Genomic DNA, 13,161 nt, shown 5'->3' with positions numbered 1-13,161 from the left:
CGCGTCTACATCCGCGTCCATCTGCGGTTAATTATCTCAATATCATTCAGGAGTCACCTACACCTGTCAGCTGCTCCCTAGCTATCTGCGGTCTTTGATGATAATTCTGTTACAGGACAAGATATCACCTCTTTGATTACAAGCCATTACCAATCAAAATAAAGGCTGACCAGTAAAAAGGATGACTGAGATGCTCGCTTAACTGTGGTGTTAAGTTACCGTATTTGCCAGTAATTAGGGCGATTTGTGCTTGACGTAGGGCTTGGGCTTTGGTGGTTTTTCCTTGGGACAGGATGTTGTAAAAAGCATTCATTAATACTTGTGTACCGCCATCATCTACCGACCATAAAGAAGCGATCGCGGCTCGTGCGCCTGTTTGTTGTATCTGGTAGCCAAAACCCAGAATTTCTCTACCATTGCCAAATTGATCGCCTAATCCGGTTTGGCAGGCTGAAAGTACGATTAAATCAACATTGGGCAATCGCCAGTTTTTGATATCTCGGAGGGTGACGCGATCGCCATTTCCTAACAAAATAAATGATTCTTCCGGCTGTCCGGTGGTAAATGCGGCGTGAGTTGCTAAATGGATGACGGCGTAATCATTCATTTCCAACACAATATCTGAATTGAATTGCTTGTCTAATAATTTTTTGGTGCTGGGAATGGTTTGAGCGAGTGTTTCTACTTCTAAACCAGCAAAAGGTAAACCGGAAAAGTCAAACTGCTGAGATCCTACCTGAAAACTATAGTTGCCTTGGGTAAAGGCTGCCGCTAAGACATTTAATCGATTTTGGGGTTTGGTGTTGAGGTCGGTTAAGCTGACGGCAGTAATATTATTGATTTGGAAGCGTTCGATTAACCATTTTTGACCGTCATAAAGGGCGGCTAGGGGAACATAACGCAGTTGTCCGTCGGGAGCGTAGATGATGGTTTGGGCTTGTGCTTGTGCTAAGTCATTTTCTAGGGGTTTAATCAGCAAATCGTAGAGTTTTTGGGCGGGAACTGTGATTTTTGGGGTACGTTTTGGTAAGGTGGTGCGAAATTCCAAAATTGCTCGGTTGAGTTCTTCTTGGGTAACAGCTACGGTGCGGCGGATTGGTGGTGCGTAGGGAGTGACTAAAACGAGTTCTAAGCGATCGCTCAATACTAGGGGATAAAGTATGACTGCGCCTTGCTGGAGTTTTTTTAAGTTATCTTGTAAGGCACTAGCGGAGGATTCCAGGTTAAAACTCTGCCCTTGGGTGGTTTGCTGGAGTTGGGCGACCCATTCGCGCACTTTCGGGCTATCGAGGAAGGTGTTAAAGTCTTTGGCTAGTGTCTGCTGAATTTTACGTAATTCTAAAATACGCTGTTTCTGGGACGGGGTGCGGCTGCTCACACTAATGTTTTCCAGTTGGGCGAGTTCTCGACCAAGGGCGATCGCTTGCTCAAATTCTGCTTGCATCACCTCTCGAATTTGCCGTTCTTGGGAACGTTCCACAACACCAGTCGCGGTTTTTTCACTTCTTCGCACGTCGCGGAGATAGTCTTCAATTTCTTGGATTTTGAGTAAGTCTAGTACTTGTTGCGCTTCTAAAATTCGGTTGCGTTGCAGGAGAAGATCGGCTAAATGGCGATAATCTTTGGCAATGATTTCGGTATAAGATTGCTGTTGTTCTTTGCTTAATTCCCTAATATTATTGCGAATTGTTTCTCTAGCATTTACTGATTGTTTGAAGAAGATAATTGCTAATTCTGGTTGGTTCTGTTTTTCGAGTAACTTCCCGATAGTATTGAGGATGTATCCTTCACCTTCTTTGTTGCCAACTTCTTGAGCAATTACTAAACTTTGGTGTAAGAATTTTCCAGCTAATTCATATTGCCCTTGCTCTAAATAAACGTTTCCTATGGCGTGGAGATTTATCCCTTCTGCATTTCTGGATTTGAATTTTTGATAAATAGTTAAAGGTGGTTGCAAATACGCCAAGGCTAATTGATATTTTTCTTGCTTGAAGTAAACAATCCCAATATTGTAATATGTTGTTGCTTTGAGAAATTCTTGTTGTTCTTTGTTCTGAATTTTTTGCAGCACTGTTAAGGCTTGCTGATGGAAATCTAACGCTAATTCATACTTTTCTTGTCTGTAGTAAATATTGCCGATCGCATTCAGCGCCCTCACTTCACCTGCAATGTCTCCTATTCTGTTTCCGTCTGATTCGAGCAGTACGGGTTTTCTGGCGATTTTTAAGGCTTCCTGATAAGATTTCAAAGCGAGTTCGTATTGTCCTAACACTTTATAAATCTGTCCCATATCAAGTTCAATTCGTACCCAGTCGCCTAAAATTTCTTGCCGGATGGGTAAGGCTTTTTGATAGTAATCGAGAGCTAATTTATACTCTCCCAAGCTGCTGTAAACTCTCGCTATGCGATGGAAAGTCGGCCATTGTCTTGGCTCGCTGCCTAATTTTTTCGCAATCTCCAAAACTTGCTGGTATTTTTCTAAAGCTTCTCGATATTTACCTGCTCTCGAAAATTCATTACCTTGGATGGTGTAAATGTCTGCTATGGAGTTGAGGCTGGATTTTTCCCAACCGCGATCGCCGATTTCTTGTTGAATTGCCAAAGCTTGCTGATAATATTTCAACGCCTGCTGATAATTTCTTTGGCGATGGTAAACGTCTCCCAGGTGGAACAAAGTTCTGCCCGTACCTGTTTTATCTTCTATTTGTTGATAAATTAATAAAGCTGCCTCAAAGGTTTTGATGGCTCTGGCATATTCCCTGTATATATACTGCCGCCAAGCTGCTTCATACAGTTGATCAGCTTTCAATTTTTCTGGTGTTTGAGCAAAGAAAATCACGCCACCTGTGGGTTTAAAAGTTGTAATTTTGCCAGATGAAAAGCGAATTTCGAGCTGTTCGCCCTCAAAAGCCCCACTCAACGGCGTTTTACCCAGAATAATTGCTGTTTTCTCACTTTGTTTTGCGATTTCCTGTCTAATTGCCAAGGCTTGTTGATCAACTTGAGTCGCGGCTTTATTTTCTCCTAATTGTTTGTAAACTGCACTCATCTGGGTGAGAATTATCCCCTCCCAAGGGCGATTTTTTTGCTGGCGAACAATTGTTAAGGCTTGCTGGTAAGCTTGTAATGCAGCTTGCAACTGAGTTTTGAGGTATTGTCCTTGGGTGGCGTAACTGTTTCCCTTGGCAAACAAAACTACTGCTTCTCCTTCCAGTGGGTGTACTTGCACAAGGGTTTTTTTCGCTGCATCTCTACCAACTTCCGTAATTAAAACTGCTTTTTGACCTGTAATATTTTCTAGATTACGGTTGCTAATTTCGCGCTGTAATGTACTTGCTTGCTCACGATACTCCTGCGCTGTTTGCTTCTGCCGTAATTTGGCGTAAATTGCGGCGATACTGTTGAGAATTGCGGCTTGATCTGGCTTTTCAAAGGGTATTCTTGTCCAGCGAAATAATTCCTGTTGTCCAAATTGGAGGATTTGTTGTTCTGGTACAAAATAGTTATCTTGAGTTTGAGGATCACGGGCGATCGCTAATGCTTGCTGGTAAGCTGTCAACGCTGCTTCATACTGGCCTAAATTGGTGTAAATTTCCCCAATTTGGGTTAACAATATCGGTTTTTGATTAACCAACCTGTGGCTGCTGTTCTCCATGTTCACAATTGCCAGAGATTGCTGATAATCATCCAAGGCAGTTTGATACTGTCCTAATGCGGCGTAAACTTCACCCATACTTCTTTTAATTCGCTGTTCCTGCTGGCGATAATCTCCTGGTGACAATTCCTCTCTGCGCCGACGAACTTCGATATTTTCTGGGCTGGACATTTCTGCATTGATGATTGCCAAGGCTTCTTTGTAGAATTGCAAGGCAGTTTGGTACTGTCCTAGAGTTTTGTGGATATCTGCAATATTCGCTAAGGTATTTTCTTCCTCATTTTCAGCAAAGTTATGCCATCCAGCTACCCCAGCGATTACTTCTAGCCGTTGTCCGCGTTTCTCTATTTCGGCTATTTCTGAGGATTCAACAGTCGTGATGGCAGTTTTGATTGGTTTTCCTTTCCCTACCTGAATCAAACCGTTGCTGAGTCCATCTTCTAGTTTGATTCCCTCTGGGCGATGAATGTTGACATCAGTACCAAAGGCTACCCGAATTGTCTGGGGGATTGGTGTTTTTGTTGACTGTTCAGCAACTTCCCGACGAATTGCCAAGCTTTGCTGATAGGTATCTAAGGCTACTTGTAACTGTCCGAGAGTTTCGTAAATTGTTCCCATTTGATTGAGAATTACCCATTCCCAAGGACGATTTTTTTGCTGACGGACGATCGCTAAAGCTTGCTGATAGGATGCTAAAGCGGCTGGGTATCTAGCAAACTTGGCGTGTTCTGCACCGTTACGGTAATGGATGAGTGCTTCCCCTGTCAGGAGTGTAATTAAAGTTGGTCTTTTTTGGGGTATGTTGTAAGTCACCAAAATTGCCTGTTTGACAATATTTGTCGCCCACCCCACATGAACACCCATTTCCTGTCTGATGGCTAAAGCTTGTTCTTGATATTCCTGCGCCGTTTGTGGGTAGCCCTGGCTATGGTAAATATAGCCCAGATTATTCAGGATTTTCTCTTCCAGGGAACGATCGCCAATTTCTCGCGCTATTGGTAAAGCCTGTTGATAATACTCCAGGGCTATTTGCGGCTGTTGTCCTTGATTTTTGTAGGTAGAGGCGATCGCATTCAGGATTTTTGCTGTTAAGGGGCGATCTCCAATTTCGCGGACAATAGCTAAAGCTGGTTCGGAGAAATCCAGGGAAATCGGGCGCGATTCCCGTTGATTGTCGATTCCCCAGTTGTAATCTTGGCTCAAATTCAACATTACTGTAGCTTCGCCGATGCGATCACCTGCTTGGCGCATCTGGGCTAAGGCTTGTTCGTAATATTTCACAGCTTGTTCTTTTTGATTTAACGCCGCGTAAGTCATCCCAATTCCGTTGAGACTCCAACCAACACCCGCGCGATCGCCCAAAGCCCCCATAATCATTAAGGCTTGCTGGTAATATTTTCTTACCTCCAGGTAAGACTTAATTTCCTCCGGCTTTTTGATTTGCTGGTAGTAAAGTTGCAATTTAATATAGCTGACGTAAGTATTTCCCAAGCCAATCAAAGTCATCGCTTCCCCAGATTTATCTTTTACCTCACGCCATATAGATAAAGCTTGCTGGTAGAATTGCACAGCATTTTTGTACTGTCCTTGGGTTGCGTAAACGGCGGCGATTTGATGCAGTGATGCGGCTTCCTCTGCACGGTTATTCAATTCCCGTGTAATTTCCCAGGCTTGTTGATGATGTTGAAGGGCGGTTTGAATTTGTCCTTGATGGCGATAAACTTCTCCGAGTTTATTGAGGACTGCGGCGGTGTAAGTGCGATCGCCAATTGCTTGATAAATATTTAATGCTTGTTGAAAAGATTGTAACGCCGAAGTAAATTGACTTTGCGCCAGTTGTTGATTACCTTGCTCAAACAGTTGTTGCGCCTCTGGGATTTGAGCCACAACTTGGTGATTAGCAATTAATTCTGCTGCCAACACTCGCCCTTGTCTGGGATGATCATTCATCAACCCACTATCAATGGAAAAGATAACCAATAAAACAGCCAGTGTAGGCATTCTCAATGCGGGGAATTGCATCAAAAATATTTTGGTAAATTTTAATTACTAATTCTTCGCTATTAATATATTGAATAATTTCTGTTAGTCAATCCAATGTCACAAAAATATTATTAAGTCGAAACACCCCTCATTCCCCTTGTCTCCCTTGTCTCCCTTGTCTCCCTTCCCTCATCCCCCAAATCACAACCTCAACCTACTACCTGTTTCATCAATCGGAAATGGCCTGATGGCTTTGGTGTTAAACAGTTCTTGGAACACCTTGCGCCGCTTTTGGGGTGTTTCGGGTGCGATGTAACCCCATAAACTTTCCCAATAGAAAAAAGAGATGCCAGAAAAAGAGCGATCGCGTACCATATCAATTTGTTCTTTAATTTGGGAAATTCTCACCGGGTTGCGTAAAGTTCCCGTAGAGATACCAATCACAACCGGAATTTTGGAGAGGGCTGATTTTATGGCTGGTTGTTCTAATTCGGTCTTAAAGCTATTTTGATTATGGCGGTATACTTGCAACACCAACTCATCCACCCAGCCGTTTTTTACCCAAGTTTCCCAATCTTGCAAATAATATTTATATGCAAAAGCTTGTGCATTGGGAGACAGAGATAATTTTGCATTCGGTTCAATTTCCTTGATGCTGCGATAAATTCTCCCCATGAATGCCGTAATTTTGTTAGCACGCCAACGCATCCATTCTGGGTTAAAGGGATCAGTCGGCGGATTTTGACCTTGATGTTCTTGTTTGTAGAGTTCGACAGTGAAGCGATCGTAACCAAATTGGACTGGCATTCCAAAATGATCATCCAGTTGAATGCCATTTACATTGTAATTACTTACAACTTCTAAAATGAGCTCTAAAATAAAATCTTGCACTTCTGGATTTAGAGGATTTAACCAAGCTTGTTTAGTTGCAGCCCCATTGTTAGCGTCTTCTGGCAAAACTTCTTTAACAGAATTTACACCTGCTTGTCCAATGGTTAACCAATCAGGATAACGTTTGGCTAACTCAGAATTTGGCGGTGTCATAAAACCATATTCAAACCAGGGAATCACAGTCAAACCTTTGGGTTTAGCAAGTTTAATAATCTTGGCTAAAACATCTTGTCCACCGTGCATAAAATTCAGTGTTGGTTCTGCTTCTTCCCCAATCGTATTTTTAGCAACATTACTTTTGTAAAAAGTATTACCCCGATTCCAAACTACAGGATAAATCGTATTAAAATTCAGCGCCGCTAATTGATTAATAGCGCGGTCAATTCCCCAAGGAACAAACAAAACCCCACTAGCAACGTTAGTTAACCAAACACCACGAATTTCTGTAACCATTGTTTGGTTTTTTGGTTGAGCATAAAATGAAAAAGAAGGTAGGGTAAATACTGTTAAACAAAGTATAAATTCTAAAGCTATTAAGTAAATAATCCAATGTTTAGTCAACCGATTCATCAGTGGGTTTGACTGCCTTTGCAAAGAACAATTATAAATACAAAATAATTCAGCATCTTCCGGATTTAGATTTCCCAAAATATCGTTTTTTTTAATTATATGAATATACTAAAGTGGGAATTTTTGGCTTTTTGGTAATGAGAAAATGTAGTCTAGCACACAATATTTAATGAATAATAGGACTTACGCACCAAGATTGTCTGTGGAGGTTGGGTATAGGGGTGAAAGGGTATGGGGTGTAACCCGAATTTCTCACGTATGGGTAGCGGGTGTGGAGAGAGAGGGGAGTGTGGGGAGTGTGGGGGGAAAGATTTCTTCACCATCCTCCCACACCCCCAATACCTTTCGGTTAAGATATCTCTTCGTTGAGGCAGCAGTTGTGCGGAGGAGCAGAGGGGCAGGGGAGAGGTTACTGTTAATTCTCCCTTGCGCCCCTGCACCCAAGATACCTTCACAAGTAAATTCCTTATCCGAAAAGTATTGCCCACACCCCTGGATTTCTCTCTTGCGAGAAATCCGGGTATACCCCTACACCCTTAATATTTCGTCTTACTGCGTAAGTCCTAAATAAGACACCTCTGTTATGCGTGGTAAAAATATCTAGTTTGGGAGAGCCACAAACTATTCCAGAAAATCTACCAAAATAAAACTTCTAAAGTATCTTGGTAGCTCATTTGCAACTGTGAATGTGCATTTCCGCCATTGATGGCGATTTCTACCCAGCCATGACTACCAACTAAGGCGACAGCTTCACCAACTTGGCAATTACTGTAAGTTTCACATCCTGGGATTGTCAACCCCGCAATCTGCACGCACCAGGTTTTACCTTCCACGCAACTTTGAGGAATATTGCTGATTAAATTGCCAAAGTGATCTATATATTGAATATGTCCCAACACACCACGGCTAGTTGTTTGACATTTGCCCATCCCTAGCTGTAACAAAGTTGCGGGATTGATTTCGTTTCCCAAATATTTCAACGGAACGCCACTAGCCAGATTAGCTCCCACAGGTGCGAAAATATCTCTACCATGAAAAGTACGACTAGGTTGGGGAGTTAACCAGTAGTCTGGGTTTGTCAGTTCCACGGCTGCGACTGCGGGAGTTTGACTGAGTATACCGCTAAATATGCCATTATCGGGGCCGACTAAAAACCCTCCAGCCAATTCTACTGCGATCGCTCTCCGGTTTCCACCCACCCCCGGATCTACTACTGCTATATGTACTGTTCCATCGGGAAAGTAGGGATAAGCATTCATCAAGCAAAATCTAGCAGCAACAAGATTTTGTGGCGGAATTTGGTGTGTTAAGTCGATAACCCTAATTTCTGGGTTGATTTGAGCAATTATACCTTTCATCACCCCGACATAAACATCGCGATCGCCAAAATCGCTGAGTAATGTCAGGTGCGATCGGGTGTTCATTGCCTTTTTTGCCATAAACCTACAATATTCACATATATAAAGATGTAAATTTCTGTAGCAACAGCTACAAAACCTGTGCTATATTAGCAATACTAAACAGAAAAAAGCATAAAGAGGGAAATAACTATGAATCAAAATAGATTACAGGCTATGAGACAAGCTAAAGAAGCTCACAGACAAAACCTGAGAAAAAGCTTGGAACATCGCTTAGAAGTAGCTAAAGCCCAAGGTAACGAAAAGCTAATTCATCAACTAGAAGCCGAAATGAGATATATCGGCTAAGTCTGGTAAAGCAAGAGTTGACTGTTTATAGTTTTGTTGTGTGGAAACCCCCGCTTCGGCGGGTTTTTTGTTGAGTGCTGAGTGGGGAACTGGGAGTTGGGAGTGGGGAGTTGGGAATGGGGGAAGAATTTTCTTCTACCTCCTACCCCTTGTCTCTTTTGTCCTGCCATTTCATACTTCCGGTTCTACCCCCAAAGCCCGTAATTGTGCCGCCAAACGTTCAGCACGTTGCAGTGCAGCTTCTTTAGCCGCTCGTTCTTGTTCAGCCCGTTCTGCACCAGTAGGAATGACATTCCCTTCCGCATCACACCACCTCAGCCAAATATCGCGTTTGCCTTCATACACGCCCTCCCACAAACATAACCCTAGCTCAACTTCTGTCAACCATTGTTCGCTCATGGTTACATATTGCCGTCCTTGCAATTCATACATTTGCAGAACTTCACCACCAAGTTGCTGAGATGGGTCGAAAATAATGTAGTATAAAATCCGCATCCGGGCATATTCTAAGAATTTACGCCCTGTTTCATTCCCTTCTCGATTTGAGACAATTTCAATCACTACTTCTGGTGGTTTACCAAATTCCCAAAAGAAATAAGAACGATGTCTTTTTTCCCACCAATTTTCGGCTACTTGTACATCCAGGCTCAAGAAGACATCAGGTACAATTGCTGGTTGATAACTACTAGCAAACAACCCCACATTAGCAGCCACAAGAAACCCTGGGGAATTATTTGCACCTCTCCAAGAACTGTAAAGGGGTTCTGTTAATAGGCGTTGTTGTTTTTCCGATGGTAGATTATCCACTGCTGCGTCGTCTTCTGTTACCAATTGACTGACATCTGGTAACACATCCTCCGGTAATAAACCGTCCTCTGTCAAGATAATAGATTCACTCATAAGAAACTATATATAGGAATCCGGTTTGATTTCTGAATTTATTTGTGTAGGTAGGGAACAGGGAATGGGGAGTCGGGAGTAGGAAAGAAGCCTGATCTGAGTATACTGATTTTTTTCCCAAATCAAATATGAGTCCTATATAGCCTTAATTATATTTTGACAGCATTATCAAACAAGGCAAAAGTTAAAGGTAAAAAGTAAAAAGAAATACTAATTTTTTATTTCTTTTTACTTTTACCCTTTTACTTATTAAATCCCCTTGGACTTTGTTATGACTTGGGTTTATATGTCGAAGCAACGTGCAGTTCTTTTAATTGCTTCGCATCCACCCCAGAAGGCGCATCTGTTAACAAGCAACGGGCTTGTTGTGTCTTCGGAAAAGCAATCACATCACGGATAGATTCTTCCCCAGCAAGTAACATCACCAAACGATCTAAACCGTAGGCGATACCACCATGCGGCGGTGTACCGTATTCAAAAGCTTCTAGAAGGAAACCGAATTTACTTTGCGCTTCTTCTGGAGACAAGCCAATGGTTTCAAATACCTGTTCTTGAATTTCTCGCTGATAAATTCGCAAACTACCACCGCCAACTTCAAAGCCGTTAAATACCAAGTCGTAAGCTTGGGCGCGGGCGGTTTTTAAGTCGTGTAAATCATCGGGATGGGGTGCGGTAAATGGGTGGTGTAATGCTTCCAAACGTTTTTCGTCAGCATTCCACTCAAACATCGGGAAATCAACAATCCATAACAAATTGAGTTTATCGGGATTGATTAACCCAAATTCTTTAGCAGTAAATTGCCGTAATCTATCTAAAGTTTTGTTAACAGTACCAACATCACCAGCCGCAAACAATAACAAATGTCCGGCTTCTGCACCTGTGCGGCGGAGAAGTTCAGCTTTTTGTTCGGCGGTGAGGTTGTCTTTAATTGCGCCGATGGTGTCAATTTCCCCATCTTCCCTAACACGGATATAAGCTAAACCTTTCGCGCCGGCTTCACTAGCTTCTCTGAAGATGTCGCCGCCTGGTTTAATGCGGACGTTAGAAATTTTGTCGTTACCGTTGGGAATGGGAAGGATTTTGACAATACCACCGTGGGCGACAGCATCCCGAAAGACTTTAAAACCAGAGTCTTTGAGAATATCGGAAACATCGACTAATTCTAAATCATAGCGAGTGTCGGGTTTATCGCTACCATAACGCGCCATTGCATCAGCGTAGGTTAAGCGCGGGAAAGGATGGGGTAAATCAATTCCTTTCACGGTTTTGAAGATATGACAAACAAGCTTTTCATTGAGTTCGATAATTTCTTCTTGAGACATGAAACTCATTTCCATGTCTAATTGGGTGAACTCTGGCTGTCTGTCGGCGCGTAAGTCTTCATCCCGGAAGCAACGAGCAATCTGATAGTATCTGTCCATACCGGATACCATCAAGATTTGTTTAAATAGTTGTGGTGATTGGGGTAAAGCAAACCATTCGCCAGGGTTGACACGACTGGGTAAAACATAGTCCCGCGCACCTTCGGGAGTGGAACGAGTCAAGACTGGGGTTTCAACTTCGATGAAATTTTCCCCATCTTCTAAATAGCGCCGCATGGCTTTGACGACTTGATGACGCAGTTGCATATTTTGCGCCATGCGATCGCGCCGTAAATCCAAATAACGGTATTTTAGTCTTAAGTCTTCCCGCACCGATTCGGTGTCAGCACTGGAAACCTGGAATGGTAGCTGCTTGCGGACTGCATTCAACAAGGTAATTTTATCCGCGTAAATTTCTACTTCACCTGTAGGAATGCGGTTATTCAGTGATTCTTCGGGACGCTGCGTTACTCTGCCGGTGATTTCGACGACGTATTCATTCCGCAAAGCATTGGCTTGCTCGTAGGAGTTGGGGGTGCGTTGCGGATCGCTGACAATTTGGACTGTGCCAGAGCGATCGCGTAAATCTAAGAATATCACGCCCCCATGATCGCGGCGACGGTCTACCCATCCGTACAAGGTAACAGTTTCTCCAATATCTTCTTTTCGGAGTTCGCCGCAATAGTGAGTTCGCATAGTAGTTAATCTGTTCTTCTGGGCTAGATGGGGCAATAAAAGTCAAAGCTTTCCCATTATCTAGCATCAATAGTATCTGATTGAAGAACCGATCGCATATTATCGCGCCAATCAATACAAATTGAATTTTTTCAACTACTCTCAACTTCTTCCCTGTTTCTGGGGTTATGTTCTGTAATTAAGCCAAATTTCTAATCATAATTTCAATAAAAAAGCAATAGACTTTTATCTAATAGTCATAAGTTTATTTTTATTCTATTTTAGGCATAAAATTCATACTTAAAATAAATGTATCAGAAAAAACATGCTAATCATAGTAAATCTACATCTGATTCATCATCTAACAATCAGTTTGCACCACGTCCATTTAAAGTTGAATCAACACCATCAGAAAATTTAACTTCAGAACAACCACAAGATACAACCGAGACTAGACAATATAAATCACATCTTCCTAAAGTATCTATAGTTACAGAGAATCCTGTGCAGCGATCGCCAGTCTCACCTTGGAGTAATTTAAAAATTGATCCGAATTATCAAGCTGATAGTTATACGTCAAAAATCTCGCAATCAGCAGTACCAAGTTTCCCATTGCAGATGAAGTTGCATACTGAACAGCTTGGAGATAAATCTCATCAACAACCAGATAGTTCAGCAGACACCATACAGCCAACTGAGTTGGCAATTCAAAGTCAAGAAATTCAACCTGAAAATAACACCGGCTTGCCTGATAACTTAAAAACAGGCGTGGAAAATCTTTCTGGAATGGGAATGGATGATGTCAAAGTTCATTATAATTCCAGCGAGCCTCCAAAGTTTCAAGCTGCTGCCTATACCCAAGGAACAGATATTCACGTTGCACCTGGACAGGAAAAGCACCTTCCCCATGAAGCATGGCACGTAGTTCAGCAAAAGCAAGGAAGAGTCAAACCTTCTATTCAATTGAAAGGAATCAGTGCGAATGTTGATTCTACGCTAGAAAAAGAAGCCGATGTCATGGGGGCAAAAGCTAACAGTGTTGGTAGTGTGATGTCTCGACTACCTTCGGCTTCTCAGGTAAAGGAAAGTATTCAGTCTTTTGGGCAAACTAAACCAACTACGCCACCTACTAAATTAGGAAATTCTGTTAGACAATTTAAATGTTTTGGATCAAGAAGAAACCAAGCTAGTAACAACCCTCAATCAGAACCGGAAGTTGTAACAAGTAGTAAACAGGAAGTAGATAGAACTGATCAACAATTTCCTCCCTCTGAAGTTGATCCGAAGATATTAGCGAAGTCGATAGACTCACATCTTGCACCAACCGTAGTCATCCGTACAAGTCAGATAAAACAGTATTCAAATGTAACAACAGGTGAATTAAGGCAAGTAAGTAGTAGTTGTTTCAAAAATAACTTAA

At 42.3% G+C, this 13,161-nt stretch carries 7 protein-coding genes; 2 read left to right on the top strand and 5 right to left on the bottom strand.

The features are described 5' to 3' along the window. Positions 1-136: 136 nt before the first annotated feature. The 3 genes from H6G77_RS31810 to H6G77_RS31800 all read right to left on the bottom strand — a co-directional run bounded on the left by H6G77_RS31810 (position 137) and on the right by H6G77_RS31800 (position 8,538). Complete coding sequence (locus tag H6G77_RS31810; RefSeq protein ID WP_242049371.1) at positions 137-5,656, bottom strand: tetratricopeptide repeat protein; 5,520 nt, start codon at positions 5,654-5,656, stop codon at positions 137-139. Between the two features lie 183 nt (positions 5,657-5,839). Continuing rightward, on the bottom strand, positions 5,840-7,099 hold the full coding sequence (locus tag H6G77_RS31805; RefSeq protein ID WP_190873723.1) for a glycoside hydrolase family 10 protein: 1,260 nt from the start codon (positions 7,097-7,099) through the stop codon (positions 5,840-5,842). A gap of 635 nt (positions 7,100-7,734) precedes the next feature. Further along, positions 7,735-8,538, bottom strand: coding sequence for an S-adenosyl-l-methionine hydroxide adenosyltransferase family protein (locus tag H6G77_RS31800; protein ID WP_190873706.1), 804 nt, complete (start codon positions 8,536-8,538; stop codon positions 7,735-7,737). 111 nt (positions 8,539-8,649) lie between these two features. Between H6G77_RS31800 and H6G77_RS31795 the strand changes: the two genes are divergently transcribed. Beyond that, positions 8,650-8,805: a hypothetical protein gene (locus H6G77_RS31795; RefSeq protein WP_190595201.1), complete on the top strand. Its 156-nt coding sequence runs from the start codon at positions 8,650-8,652 to the stop codon at positions 8,803-8,805. A 171-nt stretch (positions 8,806-8,976) separates the two neighbouring features. Here the strand turns inward: H6G77_RS31795 and H6G77_RS31790 are convergent, their stop codons facing one another. Both H6G77_RS31790 and aspS read right to left on the bottom strand, forming a co-directional pair. After that, positions 8,977-9,705: a Uma2 family endonuclease gene (locus tag H6G77_RS31790; protein ID WP_190873705.1), complete on the bottom strand. Its 729-nt coding sequence runs from the start codon at positions 9,703-9,705 to the stop codon at positions 8,977-8,979. Between the two features lie 269 nt (positions 9,706-9,974). Beyond that, positions 9,975-11,762, bottom strand: a complete 1,788-nt coding sequence (gene aspS / locus H6G77_RS31785; protein WP_190671352.1) for an aspartate--tRNA ligase — start codon at positions 11,760-11,762, stop codon at positions 9,975-9,977. 288 nt (positions 11,763-12,050) lie between these two features. On the opposite strand from aspS, the gene H6G77_RS31780 reads away from it, so the two are divergent. Beyond that, a partial coding sequence (locus H6G77_RS31780) for a DUF4157 domain-containing protein (protein WP_242049370.1) occupies positions 12,051-13,161 on the top strand: 1,111 nt, incomplete at its 3' end.

Origin of the sequence: Aulosira sp. FACHB-615 (assembly GCF_014698045.1) — a bacterium.
In the GTDB taxonomy this organism is placed as follows: domain Bacteria; phylum Cyanobacteriota; class Cyanobacteriia; order Cyanobacteriales; family Nostocaceae; genus Nostoc_B.
This window is presented reverse-complemented; position numbering and strand designations above follow the sequence as displayed.

What these genes read in the sequence shown, in the direction of transcription:
- H6G77_RS31805 (WP_190873723.1), bottom strand. Translation starts at nt 7,099, where the DNA reads ATGAATCGGTTGACTAAACATTGGATTATTTACTTAATAGCTTTAGAA.
- aspS (WP_190671352.1), bottom strand. Translation starts at nt 11,762, where the DNA reads ATGCGAACTCACTATTGCGGCGAACTCCGAAAAGAAGATATTGGAGAA.
- H6G77_RS31795 (WP_190595201.1), top strand. Translation starts at nt 8,650, where the DNA reads ATGAATCAAAATAGATTACAGGCTATGAGACAAGCTAAAGAAGCTCAC.
- H6G77_RS31800 (WP_190873706.1), bottom strand. Translation starts at nt 8,538, where the DNA reads ATGGCAAAAAAGGCAATGAACACCCGATCGCACCTGACATTACTCAGC.
- H6G77_RS31790 (WP_190873705.1), bottom strand. Translation starts at nt 9,705, where the DNA reads ATGAGTGAATCTATTATCTTGACAGAGGACGGTTTATTACCGGAGGAT.
- H6G77_RS31810 (WP_242049371.1), bottom strand. Translation starts at nt 5,656, where the DNA reads ATGCCTACACTGGCTGTTTTATTGGTTATCTTTTCCATTGATAGTGGG.